12 protein-coding genes are annotated in these 14,864 nt (G+C 67.7%); 4 read left to right on the top strand and 8 right to left on the bottom strand.

Annotation, left to right across the window (positions count from 1 at the left end):
* Nucleotides 1–20: 20 nt before the first annotated feature.
* The 6 genes from J2S97_RS17440 to J2S97_RS17415 form a co-directional block, all read right to left on the bottom strand.
* The gene (locus J2S97_RS17440) at nt 21–344 is read right to left on the bottom strand and encodes a hypothetical protein (protein WP_307051207.1); all 324 of its coding nucleotides are present in this window, start codon (nt 342–344) and stop codon (nt 21–23) included.
* 230 nt (nt 345–574) lie between these two features.
* The gene (locus tag J2S97_RS17435) at nt 575–2,044 is read right to left on the bottom strand and encodes an aldehyde dehydrogenase (NADP(+)) (RefSeq protein ID WP_307051206.1); all 1,470 of its coding nucleotides are present in this window, start codon (nt 2,042–2,044) and stop codon (nt 575–577) included.
* Entirely contained in the window at nt 2,041–3,171 is a 1,131-nt protein-coding gene (locus J2S97_RS17430) for a mandelate racemase/muconate lactonizing enzyme family protein (protein WP_307051205.1), read from the bottom strand. The genes J2S97_RS17435 and J2S97_RS17430 overlap by 4 nt, the downstream gene beginning before the upstream one ends.
* On the bottom strand, nt 3,171–4,076 hold the full coding sequence (locus tag J2S97_RS17425; protein ID WP_307051204.1) for a 5-dehydro-4-deoxyglucarate dehydratase: 906 nt from the start codon (nt 4,074–4,076) through the stop codon (nt 3,171–3,173). The genes J2S97_RS17430 and J2S97_RS17425 overlap by 1 nt, the downstream gene beginning before the upstream one ends.
* Complete coding sequence (locus J2S97_RS17420) at nt 4,073–5,077, bottom strand: NAD-dependent epimerase/dehydratase family protein (protein WP_307051203.1); 1,005 nt, start codon at nt 5,075–5,077, stop codon at nt 4,073–4,075. The genes J2S97_RS17425 and J2S97_RS17420 overlap by 4 nt, the downstream gene beginning before the upstream one ends.
* A 66-nt stretch (nt 5,078–5,143) precedes the next feature.
* Nucleotides 5,144–6,613: a Gfo/Idh/MocA family protein gene (locus tag J2S97_RS17415; protein ID WP_307051202.1), complete on the bottom strand. Its 1,470-nt coding sequence runs from the start codon at nt 6,611–6,613 to the stop codon at nt 5,144–5,146.
* A gap of 179 nt (nt 6,614–6,792) precedes the next feature.
* Here J2S97_RS17415 and J2S97_RS17410 point away from each other — a divergent pair, with 179 nt between their 5' ends.
* The gene (locus J2S97_RS17410; protein ID WP_307051201.1) at nt 6,793–7,818 is read left to right on the top strand and encodes a LacI family DNA-binding transcriptional regulator; all 1,026 of its coding nucleotides are present in this window, start codon (nt 6,793–6,795) and stop codon (nt 7,816–7,818) included.
* Between the two features lie 152 nt (nt 7,819–7,970).
* Here the strand turns inward: J2S97_RS17410 and J2S97_RS17405 are convergent, their stop codons facing one another.
* A complete protein-coding gene (locus J2S97_RS17405) occupies nt 7,971–8,561 on the bottom strand; it encodes a TetR/AcrR family transcriptional regulator (protein ID WP_307051200.1) in 591 nt (196 codons plus the stop codon).
* 109 nt (nt 8,562–8,670) lie between these two features.
* Here J2S97_RS17405 and J2S97_RS17400 point away from each other — a divergent pair, with 109 nt between their 5' ends.
* Complete coding sequence (locus J2S97_RS17400) at nt 8,671–10,002, top strand: MFS transporter (protein WP_307051199.1); 1,332 nt, start codon at nt 8,671–8,673, stop codon at nt 10,000–10,002.
* Nucleotides 10,003–12,501 (top strand): beta-glucosidase family protein, encoded by a 2,499-nt coding sequence (locus J2S97_RS17395; protein ID WP_307051198.1) that lies wholly within the window; start codon nt 10,003–10,005, stop codon nt 12,499–12,501. It begins immediately after the preceding gene.
* A gap of 83 nt (nt 12,502–12,584) precedes the next feature.
* Here the strand turns inward: J2S97_RS17395 and J2S97_RS17390 are convergent, their stop codons facing one another.
* The gene (locus tag J2S97_RS17390; RefSeq protein WP_307051197.1) at nt 12,585–13,292 is read right to left on the bottom strand and encodes a FadR/GntR family transcriptional regulator; all 708 of its coding nucleotides are present in this window, start codon (nt 13,290–13,292) and stop codon (nt 12,585–12,587) included.
* Between the two features lie 118 nt (nt 13,293–13,410).
* Between J2S97_RS17390 and J2S97_RS17385 the strand changes: the two genes are divergently transcribed.
* Nucleotides 13,411–14,778 (top strand): alpha-hydroxy acid oxidase, encoded by a 1,368-nt coding sequence (locus tag J2S97_RS17385; protein WP_307051196.1) that lies wholly within the window; start codon nt 13,411–13,413, stop codon nt 14,776–14,778.
* Nucleotides 14,779–14,864 lie beyond the last annotated feature (86 nt).

Raw genomic sequence — 14,864 nt, 5'->3', positions numbered from 1 at the left:
ATGCAGCCTTACGGCACGCCTCAGGCCGAGGAGAACCACACGACGTGCGGCTCCCGTCGGGACGCCCGGGTAACCGAAGCCCGTTCCGCGCGGACCGCCCTCTCAGCCCGGTCGGTTTCAACGTAGGCGGCCTCGGTCCGCACGGATTCAGTCCGCACGGCCTCGACAGGGATGATCTTTTCCACCCTGACGATCTCCAGGGCTTCCACGTCCAGCAGCTTGCGAGACCCCGTCCGTGAGTCCACGATCCAGAACAGCTCGGTGGACGGAATCGTCTCGGTCACGCGGCCCCGGTGGAACAGCCGGCCCTTGTGCCAGGCCTCGATTTCCTCACCGGCCGACAACTCCGAACATGTCCGGACATTTGATTTCCCGCCTGCATCCACAATGAGCCCCTCCCCTGGCGCTGAATGTGCTGAGACCGGCGCTTCAGCTAAGGCCGGTCATCACTTGAGATCAGCATCCTCCAGCGAGATTGCAGCAACGTTTCCGGAGGGTGATTTTCCTGTGTCGCTTCCGCACGTGCCGGATCTTACGGGGCAGTCTGCGGCCCGGCAGGCAGGTCAGGGCCTGGTCAGCGCAGCACCAGCACGCCGTCAACACGGCGCGGAATGCCCAGCGGGTTGGCTTCCCGCAGGGCAGGATGCAGCACAGTTTCCGGAGCGTTTTGGTAGGCCACGGGGCGCTGGAAGCGCCGCACCGCCGTCGCCCCCACAGAGGTGAACAGCGACGTGGTGGCCGGGTACGGGCCGCCGTGCTGTTGGGCCCAGTTCACGGCCACGCCTGTGGGCCAGCCGTCGAACAGCACGCGTCCGGCCAGTCCGGCAAGCTGCTCCACCAGCCCCGAAACGTCCTCGTCCGGCTGGGCGTGGACGGTGGCGGTCAGGCTGCCGGGCACCAGGGCAAGCACTTCACTCAGCTGGTCCGGGCCTGAATACTCGATCAGCAGCGTGGTGGGACCGAAGCACTCCTCCAGCAGTTCCTGCGGGCGCTCCAGCACGAGGGTAGCGGTCGTCCTGAAGATGACCGGCGCCGCACCGTTCGTTGCCGCGTCCTGCTCAACCGACCCGCTGACCACTTCGACGGCAGCCGCCCCTGTTGCATCGGTCATTGACGCGACGCTCCGCAGGCCGTCAGGGTAGGCCTCGGCGATGCGCTCCGTCAGCATGGGCGCCGCACCCTTGTCCTTGGCCGCCTCCGCGAGCCGGGCGGGGAAGCCGGTGCCCGCAGGGATGAAGACCAGCCCCGGCTTGGTGCAGAACTGCCCGGCGCCGAGGGTGAAGGAGCCCGCGAGGCCTGCGGCCAGCTCTGCGGTGCGGGCCTGCACGGCCTGAGCAGTGATCACCACGGGGTTGAGGCTGCCAAGCTCGCCGTAGAACGGAATCGGTTCGGGCCGGGAGACGGCGAGGTCGAACAGCGCCCGGCCGCCGGGAATGGATCCGGTGAAGCCCACGGCCTTGATGGCCGGGTCCTGCACCAGCGCCGTGCCGGCTTCCCGGCCGCTGACGAGGGCGAACAGGCCTTCGGGAGCGCCGGCCGCGGCCAGTGCGCCCGTGACGATTTCCGCCGTCCGCTCGGAGAGCCTGGGGTGGCCGGAGTGGGCCTTCACGATGACGGAACAGCCGACGGCGAGCGCCGACGCAGTGTCGCCGCCGGCCACCGAGAACGCGAACGGGAAGTTCGACGCCGAGAAGACAGCCACCGGCCCGATCGGCTTCAGCAGCCGCCGCAGGTCAGGCTTGGGCGGCGTGGCCGCTGGATCGGCGTGGTCGATCACGGCTTCGAGGTAGGAGCCTTCGGTGATCACCGTGGCGAAGAGCCGCAGCTGTGCGGTGGTGCGTGCCACCTCACCGGTGAGCCGTGCCGTGCCCAGCCGGGTTTCCGAATCGGCGATGGCCACCAGTTCCGTCACGTTGGTGTCCAGGGCGTCGGCGACGGCGTGGAGCCAGGCGGCACGGTCGACGTCGGACGCGGCAGCGGCGGCTTTGGCCGCCCGGGTGGCGGCTGTTGTCACGGCAGTCAGGTCGAGGGTTGCTGTTGTCACTGTGGCTTCCTGTTCTGGTTGTCGGCGGGTGCCCCGCGGAAGGCGAACCCCACGCCGGGCCGGCCGGCGAGGGTGAGCCGGCTGTTGCTGACCCGCACGGGCGAGGGCGCGTCCAGCACGCCAAGCTGTTCGAAGGAGGCGTCCTCGACGTCCTCCACGAGGGTGGGTTCGGCCATGGTCAGCGCGAGCTGGCCGGAGAGTTCGGGCAGCAGGTGCGGCATGACCCTGATGCTGTGCGTGCGTGCCAGCTCCACGATGCGGCGGAAGGGTGTGATGCCGCCGACACGGATGATGTTGGGCTGGATGATGTCCACCGCTCCCGCCTCGATGAAATCGCGGAAGCGGTAGATGTTGTGCAGGTTTTCGCCCAGTGCGATGGGTACCGGGGATTGTTGACGCAGCCTGCGGTACGCCCAGAGGTCGTCCGCCCGGAGGGGTTCTTCGAGCCAGTCAAGGCCGAACTCCCCCAGCACGTCCAAGGCACGGAACGTGGTGGGCAGGTCCCAGCGCTGATTGGCGTCGATCATGAGCTTCCGGTCAGGCCCCAGGACCTGCCGGACAGCAGCAACACGTTCCGCGTCTTCCCGGATGTCCGGCTTGCCCACCTTGATTTTGACGGCGTGGTGCCCGGCTGCCACCCAGCGTTCCGCCTGCGCCACCAGCTCCCCGAGGGAATAGTGCAGGTTCACGCCGGAACCGTACACCTCCACCGAATCCTGGCGCTGGCCCAGCAGCCCGGTTACCGACGTCCCGGCGCGGCGGGCCTGCAGGTCCCACAGTGCAAGGTCAACGCCGGCCATGGCGATGGTGGTCAGTCCCCCGCCGCCGGCCTCGTGCAGCCGCTTCCACAGCCGGTCCCACACGGTTTCCGGGTTCGCTTCAAGCCCGGCAATGAAGGGAGCGATGTCGAAATCCAGGAGGGCCTTGACCGCGTGCGGGCCGATGGTGGGGGTCCAGGAGAACCCGTGCCCGGTCCCACCGTCGTCCGTCTGGATTTCGGTGGCGATCACGTGGTTTTCCGGTGCCTCCGCGCCCCAGCTGCGCAGGAGCGGAACCGTCAGGAGGCGCGTGGACAGACCCGTTATGAGCGGCGCCGTCCGGACCCCTTCGGCAACGGGCGCACTCATTAGCGGCCGGCCAGCTCGTAGCCCTTGGCCAGGATGGCCTTAAGCTGGACCAGCTGCTCTTCGGTGGGGTCGACCAGCGGTGCGCGGACCGGGCCCACCGGCAGGCCGCCCAGCCGGAGTCCGGCCTTGATGAGGGAGACGCCGAAGCCCGGGGTCTGGTCGCGGAGGCGGACCAGCGGCGCGTAGAAGCCTTCCAGCAGCGCGTGCCGGCGGTCTTCGTCACCGGAGGTGTAGGCGTCGTAGTAGGCCTTGGCGATTTCCGGCGCCATGGCGAAGGCCGCCGAAGAGTAGAGCGGGATGCCCAGGCCGCGGTAGGCACCCTGGGTCAGTTCCGCGGTGAGCAGGCCGTTGAAAAGCAGGAAGTCCTCGCGCCCACTGGCGGCGATGGCGGTGACGATTTCCTGGGCGAGGCCCACGTCGCCGAGGCCGTCCTTGAAGCCGATCACCTTCGGGTTGGCGGCCAGCCGCGCCATGGAGGCGGCGGAGTATTTGGCGTTCCCGCGGTGGTAGACGATCACCGGCAGGCTGCTGGCCGCGGCCACGGCCTCGATGTAGGCCACCAGCCCGTCGGTGGGGCCGGTGACAAGGTACGGTGGGAGGACCAGCAGGGCGTCTGCCCCCGCTTCCTCGGCCACCCGGGCGGCGGCGAGCGCGTGGCCCAGCGGCCCGCCGGCACCGGCAACAACCGGCACCTGGCCCGCTACGGCCTCGACGGCGGCGGTCACCACTGTGCGCACCTCGTCAATGCTCAGGGCATGGAATTCGCCGGTGCCGCAGGCAGGGAACACGCCGCCCGGACCGTGCGGCAGGCGGGACGCGATGTGCTCTTTGAGGATTTGCACGTCCACGTCCCCTTCCGGTGTGAAGGGTGTGACAGGGAAGAACAGTACGCCGTCGAATTTCATGGGGTCTCCTTGGATCCTGTGCCGGCCGCGACCAGCGCGGCGGGGGTCTCATCGTTGAGGGGCAGAACAAGTTGGGACGGTGCTTCGGTCGGCTCGGAAAGTGGCTCGGACAGCTCGGTACGCCAGCTTCGCGTGGGTTCCCAGCCGAGCAGTTCGCGGGCCTTGGCGATCGAGAATGCCGGGCTGGTGCCCGTGAGTCCGGCGGCAAGCTCCGTACTGCCAGGCAGGAACCGCGGCATCAGCTCGGCAAGCGGAGCTGTGGCCAGCGCGTCGGCGGCCCCCACGAAGAAGGTCTGGCCGTTGGGAATGGTGTCCATCCTGGCAAGCAGCAGGTCCAGGAAGTCCGCCACGTCGCGAGCATCCACGTAGTTGAACAGTGCAGGCGCGGACAAGGCCGGATCGGCCAGCCGTTCGCGGACGGTGTGGCCCTGCTGGGTGGGCGCACCCGCCCACTCCTCCGGCGAAATCACGTAACAGGGACGGAAGGCCGCATAGCGGATGGCATCCCCCTGGACCGCAGCGAACATCTGTACGGTCTGTTCGGCAATGAGCTTGGACAGTGCATAGGCGTTCCAGGGCCGGGGTGCGGTTTCCTCGTTCACCGGGAAGCTCTCGGGGAGCCAGCCCGCGGGCGAGCCGTAGCCGAGCACTGTGGGGCTGCTTGCCGTGATGATCTTGCCGATGCGCAGTTCCGTCGCCGCGCTGACGACGGCGTACGCCAGCCTCGTGTTGGTGCTGAGGATGACGTCCTCAGGTGCGCTGAACGGTACGGCGATCGCCGCAAGGTGGACGACGGCGTCGGGCGCTGTTTCCCGAAGGAGGCGTTCCGCCTCTCCCGGCGCCAGGAGGTCGGCGGTGCGCTGCTCGACGCCGTCGGGCAGCTGGGCGGCGGGGACGGCGTCGCGGTCTACGGAGATGACATGGTGGCCTGCACCGGCGAGGCCGGCCACAACACTGCGCCCCAGCCGGCCGGAGCCGCCGGTGACAAAAATCCTGCTCATGGTGATCGGGTCCTTATTCGGGTCTGTTGGCACTCGGTTGGTTGGCGCTCGGTTGGTTGCCGCAGGTCACTGGGCTCGGGTCACCGGGGCTCGGCGGAGGTCTGCTCCGAGTCCCAGGTCCGCGGTGCGGACCGGAAGCCCGGACTCCAGGGAGGCGTTGCCCGCGATGCCGACGGACACGGAGCGAAGTCCGTCCAGGTAGCCGGAGGGCCGTCCCAGGGGGTCCTCGCCGGGACCGTTGAAGAGGTCGGAGAGGAGGAGTTCGTCGCCGCCGCCGTGGCCGCCTTCGCCATTGACGATCGGCACCTCGTAGGCTGCCTCCCAGTGCCGCTGGACCACCAGGCGTTCGCCGTTGCGGCGCACCGAGTCCTCTTCTTCGACCGGCGTTGCCGAGGGGTCCACCGCGGTCTTCTTGTCGGTGCTGTGCAGCACTGCGGCGCGTTCGACGACTTCGAGCTCCGCCCTGCCTTCGGTGCCGTTGACCGCCACACGGTAGCCTTCCCACGGGCTGTGGGCGTTCAGGGAGTAGCTGAGTGTGGGGCCGCCGTGGTAGTCCACCACGAGCGCCAGGTTGTCCTCGATGGTGATGCCGGACGTGAAGACATCCTGGTCGCGGCGGTATCCGTCGAAGTGTTCGTTGTCCAGGAAGAGTGCCTTGAGTCGCTCGTCTTCACGCAGGTCCAGCGCGAATGGGTCCTTGGCGGCGGAAACGGGAGTGCCGGCAGTTCCGGCGTCTGGAGTGCCCCGCTCCGGACGCGGGCCGAGCCCGCGCGCGGCCGCGTTCTTGTCGCCGTAGAACCTCAGGCCACCGGAGGCGAAAACGCGCTCCGGGACGTCGTCGATCCACCAGTTGACCAGGTCGAAGTGGTGGGATGCCTTGTGGATCAGCAGACCGCCGGAGTTCTTCTTTTCGCGGTGCCAGCGGCGGAAGTAGTCCGCACCGTGGACCGTGTCCAGGACCCAGCTGAAGTCGATGGACGTGACCTTGCCGATCACGCCGCTCTGGATGATCTCCTTGAGTGCACTGTTGCGCGGTGAGTACCGGTAGTTGAAGGTGACCACGACGTTCCGGCCCGTTTCCTCGACGGCCCTGGTGATCCGGCGGCAGCCTTCGGCATCGATGGTCAGCGGCTTCTCCACCACGACGTCAGCGCCGGCTTCGAGGCCTTCCACGATGTAGTCGGCATGCGTGTAGTCCGGCGTTGTCACCACAACGCGGTCAATATCGTTGTCCCGGATGAACGCGGTCAGATCGGCGGGATCAAACGCTGCAACCGGGCCCGGTGCGCCAAGTTCCTGGATGAGCTTCTGGTAGAACTCCACCCGGCCCGGGTTGACGTCGGAGAATGCCACGAGCTCGGCGGTGTCCGAGTGCTTGCCGAAGATTGCCCGGATGTACATTTCGGAACGGCCACCCGTGCCGATCAGGACGATCCGCGCCTTGCGGACAGGGTTGGCGGAAGCGGCTGCGTCGGCAGTTGTGTCGTCGGCAGCGACGGCGCTGCCTGGATTGACGGTGTTGGCTGTGTTGCCCATTGCGGTGTAACCCTTTCGGAAGGCAGGAACGCTGGCCGCTTGACGGCCGGTAGTGGTGCGGTGAGAATTGTGAGAAAGCGTTTTCTCAGAGCGTTATAAGCTTTGTATCAAGACTCTGGCGGTCACGTCAACCATCCCGCTGATTGGGATGGAGTCGGAGAAGCCCGGAAAGGGGCCACATGGGCAGGAGAGCCACCACCCGGCGAATCGGCATTGCCGACGTCGCGCTCAAAGCTGGCGTTTCGCACGCGACGGTGTCGCGTGTCATGAACGGCAACTTCACCGTTGACGCCACCATTGCCGCCCGGGTCCGGGCTGCAGCTACCGAGCTGAACTACCAGCCGAACCCGGTGGGCCGCAGCCTGGCGCTGGGCAAGACCGACACCATCGGCATTGTGGTGCCGGACCTCTCCAACCCCACGTTCCAGGCCATTCTCCGCGGCCTCAGCATGGCGGCTGCCCAGGACGGCTACCGCGTCCTGATCGCCGACTCCTCCGAGGTTTCCAGCGAGGAGGCCATCCTCGCCGGCGAGGCGCGCCGGCGCTGCGACGGACTGGTGCTCTGTGCACCGCGTATGGGCGACGCCGAACTGGAGGAACTCGCGCCGTCACTGCACCCCATGGTGCTGATCAACCGCACCACCATGGACACCCGCGCACCCAGCCTCATGGTGGACTATGGCCAGGGCATCCAGGAGCTCGCGGAGCACCTCGTGGGCCTGGGCCACACGCGGCTCGCCTTCCTGGCCGGCCCTGAACGGAGCGCGTCCAACGGCCTGCGCCTCGCGGGGCTGGAGAAGTTCAAGGCCGCCCACCCGGGGATTGACCTCCAGATGCTCGACGGCGGCTCCAGCTTCGAGGCCGGCCACGGGTCAGCGGACGCGGTCCTGGCCAGCGGAGCCACCGGCGTCCTGGCCTTCAACGATCTTGTGGCGATGGGCCTTCTGAGCGGACTGCATGAGCGCGGCATCCGGGTCCCGGAGGACATTTCGGTGACGGGCTTCGACGACATCCCGTTTGCCCGCTACACCACGCCTACGCTCACGACGGCAGCGGTTCCCATCACCGAGCTGGGCCAGCAGGCCTGGCACCGGATGCGGGACCTGATCCGCAACGTACCCTCCGACGCGGTCGCCGAGGGACCTACGGTGTTCCAGCCGCGGCTGGAAGTCCGCAGCAGCACGGGAACGGTCAGCAAGTCCTAGCCGCGACCTGCGAGTTTTTGTCCAGATAATGCGCCCTCTACGCCCCTTTGGCGGCACTATCTGGACAAAAACTCCATCCGGCGGCGAGGCCGGGGCGCGTCGAGGCCGGGGCGCGTCGGGGCGTACCGCCGTCGCGCTGGCTAGCTGCGGGGCTAAGCTGCGGGCGGAGCCAGGAGGACGTCGATGAGCTGCGTCAGGCCGTCCGCCATGTCCACATTCTTGTCGTAAAGCCACTGCAGCTGGAGGCCGTCGAAGGCGGCCACCACCAGCCGTGCCAGCTTCTGCGCGGGCACGTCCCGGCGCACCTCGCCGGCGTCCTGGCGGCGGGCGATGTCCGCGGCCAGTTCCTCCACCACCAGCGCATAGCGCTCCTGGAAATACGGGTGGGAATCATGACCCGGGTCGTTTGCGGTGGCTGAGGCCACGGCATAGAGCGTGGTGAGCCCCGGCTCCTTGCGGTTCCGCTCGGCGATCGGCGCCATCAGCCGCAGGCCCACTTCCTCATGGTCGCTGGCCGCAAGGCTGCGCCGGTCCCTTTCCGCGAGGACTGCAGTGAGAAGCTCCTGCTTGCCCCGGAAGTAGTGGAACAAGGTTGCTTCCTTCACCCCCACGAGCTCGGCCACGCGCTTGAGCGCCGTGCCTTCGAAGCCCTCCGTGGCAAAAACATCAGTGGCCGTCTGGATTATCTGTTCGCGGCGCTCCGCTCCCTTTGGGTACTGGCCGCGTGGCTTCGACGATGACATTGAGTCAGTGTATTTCACTTTGTTCTTTAAAAATCTAGTCAGACTAGGTTTTTGTCGCTACCATCATTCTCAGGACCCAACGGAGGGTCACTTTTCGTCAGGAGGCAATGTGGCCGTCAAGACCATTCCCCAGGATTCCGCTGCTTCTCCGGCCAGCGGAACCCCAGACAGCAGCACGTCAACGAGCAATACGTCAGTCAGCGCCCCGTCAGGGGCAGCGCCTCAGGCGCCGGCAAAGGCGCCCCGTGCCTATGTCATCGGCATGCCCATCGCGAGCGCGGGCCTGTGGATGGCCGTCCTGGCACCGGCCCTGGTGGTTCTGGCCATCAAGGTTTCCGAGATCACCACACCGGATACCCGGGCAGGGGCACTGAGCCTCGTGGCCGGCGTCGGCGCCATGGTCGCACTTCTCGCCAACCCGTTCTTTGGCAGGCTCAGCGACCGCACCACGTCGCGGTTCGGCATGCGCAAGCCCTGGATCGTCGGCGGATCCCTCGTAGGGCTGGCGTCGCTGTTCCTGCTGGGCTCGGCCACCGACGTCTCCACCGCGCTGATTGCGTGGGTGGTCGCTCAGCTCGGCTTCAACGCCGCGCTCGCCGCCCTCGTGGCGACGCTCCCCGACCAGGCCGCTCCGGCCGAGCGCGGGCGCCTGTCCGGGCTGATCGGCATGACCCTCCCCGTGGGCCTGGTCGCAGCAGCCTTCTTCGCACAGCTGTTCGACAACGCGCTACAGATGGCCGTGGTGCCCGGCGTCGTGGGAACCGCAGTGGCGATCGCCTTTGCCTTTACGTTCAAGGACCGGGTCCTGACCGAAAAGCCGGCCCCGCTGAACCTCAAGGAGATCCTGGGGTCGTTCTACTTCAATCCCCGCACCTATCCCGGACTGGGCTGGGCCTGGCTCACCAAGTTCATGGTCTACATCGGCTACTGCGCAGGACTCCTCTACCTGCCGTACTTCTTCACGGACCACCTCCACGTGGCTGAAACCGAGGTCACCAGCCTGGTGTTCCAGGCAACCCTGGTCAGCTCCGCCGGTACGGTCGCCACGAGCCTCGCCGGCGGCTGGATCAGTGACCGCATCGGGAAGCGTAAGGGCATGGTCATCGCCTCCGCGCTGATCATGATGGTGGGCCTCATCGTTATTGCCACCAGCAGCACCACCGACCAGGTCCTCGTGGGCCAGGCGATTGCCGGGCTCGGCCTCGGCTGCTTCGGCGCCGTGGACGTCGCCCTCATCGCCGATCTCCTGCCCGGCAGCCAGAGCGAGAACGCCAAGACCTTCGGGGTGTTCAACATTGCCCAGGCGCTGCCCCAGTCCCTGGTGCCCGCGGTTGCTTTCCCGGTCATCGCCTTCGGCGGATACCCCGCCCTGTTCCTCGGCGGCGCAGCCATCGGCATCATAGGCGCCCTCCTCGTCATCCGCATCAAAGGAGTCAAGTAAATGAACCCCGCACTGTCACCGGCCGTACTGGCCCCGGCCCCGGATTCCCCGGACGCCGAGGCGCGCATCCGCGAACTCGCCCAGAGCCTCACCCTCGAGCAGCAGGTCCAGTTGCTGACCGGCGCGGACGTCTGGGCCACGCATGCCATTCCGGAAATCGGGCTGAGCCGCGTGGTGATGTCTGACGGACCGTCCGGCGTCCGCGGCGAAGACTTCGACGAGCGCCACGACTCCATCTCCCTGCCGTCGTCGTCCGCCCTGTCCGCCACCTGGAGCGTCGAAACGGCGCGCCGCTACGGCCAGGTGCTGGGACAGGAGGCGCGTCGCAAGGGCGTGCACGCCGTCCTGGGCCCCACAATCAACCTGCACCGCTCACCGCTGGGCGGCCGCCACTTCGAATGCATGAGCGAGGACCCGCGGCTCACGGCAACCATGGCTGCCGGGTACGTCTCCGGCGTGCAGTCCATGGGCGTCGGCGCCACACCCAAGCACTACCTGGCCAACGAGGCCGAGACGGACCGGTTCACCGCGGACTCGGTGGTGGCCGAGCGTCCCCTGCGCGAGCTCTATCTGGCGGCCTTCGAGGACGCCATCACGGAGGCCCGCGCGTGGCTGGTGATGAGCTCCTACAACTCGATCAACGGCACCACGGCGAGTGAAAACAAGCTGCTCGAAACCCCGCTGTCCACGGAATGGGGCTTTGACGGCGTGGTGGTTTCGGACTGGACCGGTGTCCGGTCCGTGGATGCGGCCAACGCACACCAGGACCTCGAAATGCCCGGCCCCGTGGGCCACTGGGGGCCCAAGCTGCTGGCCGCCGTGAACGATGGCCGGGTCAGCCGGGACGCCATCCTCGAGAAGGTCACCCGCATCCTGCGGCTGGCAGCACGCGTGGGTTCCCTCGAGGGATTCACCCCAGCCGTGGCGGAGCTTCCCGCCCAGCTGAACGGCGCCGCCGTCGCCCGTGAGGTGGCGGTCCGCGGCGCGGTGCTGATCCGGAACGAAGGCGGCCTCCTGCCGCTGGACGCCGCCAGGCTCAGCAGCGTCGCGGTAATCGGCCATAACGCCGAGGAGGCGCGCACCCAGGGCGGCGGCAGCGCCACGGTGATGCCCAAGTACGCGGTTTCGCCGCTGGAGGGACTGCGGAAGGCACTGCCCACCGGCGTCGACGTCAGCTATGTCCGGGGCGCCAAGGTAGCCGAGGGGCTTCAGGCGTTCCCCCGCCACTCACTGCGCAACCCGGTGTCCGGCGTCCCCGGGATCCGGGTCACGTTCCTCGCCGGGGACGGCTCGGAAATTTCCGGCGAGGACCGGCTTGCCTCGCACCTGATTTGGTTCGGCGTGGGCATCCCCGACGGCGCAGCCGCCATCCGGATGCAGGCCGACTGGACTGCGGAGACCGCTGGCGTCCACCATTTGGGCGTCGGGACGGTCGGACAGATCCGCCTGGCGCTCAACGGTTCCGAGGTGTTCAACAGCGGGCTCGAGGACGATACCGACGTCCTCGGCGCCGCCCTGTTCGATCCGCCCAAGACCGTCCACGCCATTGAAACCGCAGCCGGCCAGAGCGTGCGCATCGAGGCCGAGTACAAGCTGCCGACGCAGCAGGTCATTCCGTTCACCGCCATCCTCCTGGGTGAGGAAACGGTGGTCACGGACCCGCAGGCGGAAATTGACGCCGCCGTTGAAGCCGCACGGACCGCCGATGTGGCCGTGGTCGTGGTGGGCACCAACGCGGCCATCGAGTCCGAAGGATTCGACCGCAAGGACCTGGACCTTCCCGGCCGGCAGAACCAGCTGGTGGAGGCTGTGGCCGGGGTGAACCCGCGCACGGTAGTGGTGGTGAACTCCGGGTCCCCGGTGCTCATGCCATGGCTGGACAAGGTGGGCGCCGTGCTGCTGGGGTGGTTCGGCGGCCAGGAATTCGGCACCGCCATCGCTGACATCCTGCTGGGCGCCGAGGAACCGGGCGGACGTCTTCCCACCACCTGGCCCGCCGCACTGGCGGATGTGCCCGTCGTCAACACCACGCCGGTTGACGGCAAGGTGGTTTATTCCGAGGGGATCCACGTCGGCTACCGCGCGTGGCTGAAGCAGGAAGCCGCGGGCGGAGCCGCGCCGGCCCTGCCGTTCGGTTTCGGACTGGGCTACACCACGTTCGAGCTGGGCACCGCCCACGCACCCCAGTCGGTTCCGGCCGGGCAGGACGTTGTGGTGCACGTTCCGGTCCGGAATACCGGCACGCGCACGGGCCGCGAAGTGGTCCAGGTGTACCTTGACCGCGCGGACTCGGCCGTGGAGCGCCCGGTCCGCTGGCTCGCCGGCTATGCCGGAACGCACCTTGCGCCGGCCGGGACGGACAGCGTTGAGGTTCGCATCCCGGCGAAGGCCTTCGGGCATTACGACGGCGGGTGGCAGTTCGAGCAGGGCACGTTCCGCCTGCTGGTTGGCCGGCACGCGGCTGACGACTTCCAGGTGCTGGAGATCGAACTGCGCTAGGCCGCTCTTCCATTGGAGTTTTTGTCCAGATAACGCGAGATAGACGCCCTTTTCGGGACGTTATCTGGACAAAAACTCCCCGGCTAATGCCGGGTTGGGTCCGAATCCTTCGGGTCCAGCCCGGCTTCTTTGTAGTACCCGTCGATGTGGGCTGCCACGAGCCCGGCGGCCGTACCGCCGTCGTGATTGTGGATGGCTGCCAGGATTTCGCGGTGCTCCGCACGGAGGCGGGCGGCGGTGGCGTCCCAGTCGGGAAGGTTGGCCGTGAGCTTGCCGGCATAGCTTTGGATGGCCTCCCGCAGTGAGCCCATCATTGCGCTGACCACGGCGTTCCCGGCGGCTTCGGCGAGGGCCAGGTGGAAGCGGACGTCGAGCGCCAGGAATTCGTCCGTGTCGGGGCACGCCTCCATTTTTTCCAGCAGCGCGGCGGCCTCAGCCAGCGCCGGGGAGTCCGTGCGGGCGCGGGCCACGGCCCAGGATTCCAGCAGGATCCGGGTCTGCACGATGTCTGCCACCGGGAGGTGCGAAGTGGCCACATGCAGGCGCAGGGCCGAGCCGAGCGCCGCCGTCGGGTCCGCGATGACCACGGTGCCGGCTTCGGGCCCGGATCCAACTCCCGCGCGCACAACGCCCATGGCCTCAAGGACCCGGATCGCCTCGCGGACGGACGTGCGCGAGACCTGAAGTTGTTCGGCGAGCGTCCGCTCCGCCGGCAGCCGGCCGCCCAGGGCCAACTCGCCACTCGACAGCTGGTTCTCGATCCATTGCAGGACCAATTGATGGGTACGCATGGGCCAATGGTACTTGATGTGGTTGGACCACATCCTTTAGAGTGTGGTTAGACCACAGAAACAACCTGTCCAGACCCTCTGTCCAGAGCCACCACAGCCCTATGCCCCGGAGGCAGCAATGACGCACACCATCCAGCCCAACAACCCGGAGACCACGCCGGCCCCCGACTCGACCGACGCGCCCGGCACCACTCCCGCCGGCGCCCCAACCGGCGGCTCTGTAGCCGGCGCGGTGAACCGGGCGGCAGCCGCTGTCCCCGCCGCGCTCAAGCGGCGCGTGCCCAAGTACTCGGACCTCGCCCCGCTGATGCAGTTCAAAAAGCCGGAGTTCAGCCGCGCCGCGAAACTCCAGCGTGCCAGCACCATCTGGGAGCTGCGGGACATGGCCAAGCGCCGCACCCCGCAGGCCCCCTTCGACTACACCGACGGCGCCGCGGAAGCAGAGATCACCCTGCGCCGTGCCCGCGAGGCCTTCCTGGACATCGAGTTCCGTCCGGGCATCCTCCGGAACGTCTCCAGTATCGACCTGAGCACTGAGATCCTGGGCAAGCCGTCCCGGCTGCCCGTTGGCATCGCACCCACCGGCTTCACCCGGATGATGCAGTCCGAAGGCGAGTACGCCGGGTCCCAGGCCGCCGAGGCCGCCGGGATTCCGTACACCCTCTCCACGATGGGCACCGCATCCATCGAGGATGTTGCCGAGGCGGCACCCAGCGGACGCAACTGGTTCCAGTTGTACCTGTGGACGGACCGCGACCGCTCGCTCGAAATGATCGAGCGCGCCGCCAAGGCCGGCAACGACACGCTCATGGTTACGGTGGACACCGCCGTCGCCGGCGCCCGCCTCCGAGACGTCCGCAACGGCATGACCATCCCGCCGGCGCTCACGCTGAAGACCGTGCTGGACGCGTCCTACCGCCCCGCCTGGTGGTTCAACTTCCTCACGCACGAACCCCTGACGTTTGCCTCACTGTCCCGCTACACGGGCACGGTGGCGGACCTGATCAACTCCATGTTCGATCCCACACTGACGTTCGAGGACCTCGACTGGCTGCGCGAAACGTGGAAGGGCAAGCTGGTGGTCAAGGGCATCCAGACCGTGGACGACGCCCGCAAGGTGGTGGACCACGGTGCCGATGGCGTGGTGCTCTCCAACCACGGCGGCCGCCAGCTGGACCGCGCGCCCATCCCGTTCCACCTGCTGCCCGGCGTCAAGGAAGCCTTCACCAAGGACAACTCCGACGCCGCGATCATGCTGGACACCGGCATCATGAGCGGGGCTGACATCATTGCCGCGCTGGCTCTGGGCGCCGACTTCACGCTGATCGGCCGCGCCTACCTGTACGGCCTCATGGCCGGCGGCCGGGCCGGTGTGGACCGGGCAATCCAGATCCTGGAAAAGGACATGACCCGCACCATGGCGCTGCTTGGCGTCAGCAAGCTGTCCGAGCTCACCCCGGACCATGTGCGGATCCTCGGCAAGTAGCCGGTCCCGCCGCCGCACGCCCCGCCCAACTGACTCGCAGATAACGCACCGAAAACGCGTTTTGACAGCGTTATCTGCGAGTCAGT

It is taken from the genome of Arthrobacter oryzae, from assembly GCF_030812315.1.
Lineage (GTDB): Bacteria > Actinomycetota > Actinomycetes > Actinomycetales > Micrococcaceae > Arthrobacter > Arthrobacter oryzae_B.
The sequence above is the reverse complement of the archived record's forward strand: the minus strand, read 5'-3'. Positions and strand labels throughout refer to the sequence as shown.

Excerpts from the sequence above, each read along its gene's own strand:
- J2S97_RS17430 (WP_307051205.1), bottom strand. The coding sequence starts at position 3,171 with ATGAGTGCGCCCGTTGCCGAAGGGGTCCGGACGGCGCCGCTCATAACG.
- J2S97_RS17425 (WP_307051204.1), bottom strand. The coding sequence starts at position 4,076 with ATGAAATTCGACGGCGTACTGTTCTTCCCTGTCACACCCTTCACACCG.
- J2S97_RS17420 (WP_307051203.1), bottom strand. The coding sequence starts at position 5,077 with ATGAGCAGGATTTTTGTCACCGGCGGCTCCGGCCGGCTGGGGCGCAGT.
- J2S97_RS17415 (WP_307051202.1), bottom strand. The coding sequence starts at position 6,613 with ATGGGCAACACAGCCAACACCGTCAATCCAGGCAGCGCCGTCGCTGCC.
- J2S97_RS17410 (WP_307051201.1), top strand. The coding sequence starts at position 6,793 with ATGGGCAGGAGAGCCACCACCCGGCGAATCGGCATTGCCGACGTCGCG.
- J2S97_RS17405 (WP_307051200.1), bottom strand. The coding sequence starts at position 8,561 with ATGTCATCGTCGAAGCCACGCGGCCAGTACCCAAAGGGAGCGGAGCGC.
- J2S97_RS17395 (WP_307051198.1), top strand. The coding sequence starts at position 10,003 with ATGAACCCCGCACTGTCACCGGCCGTACTGGCCCCGGCCCCGGATTCC.
- J2S97_RS17390 (WP_307051197.1), bottom strand. The coding sequence starts at position 13,292 with ATGCGTACCCATCAATTGGTCCTGCAATGGATCGAGAACCAGCTGTCG.
- J2S97_RS17385 (WP_307051196.1), top strand. The coding sequence starts at position 13,411 with ATGACGCACACCATCCAGCCCAACAACCCGGAGACCACGCCGGCCCCC.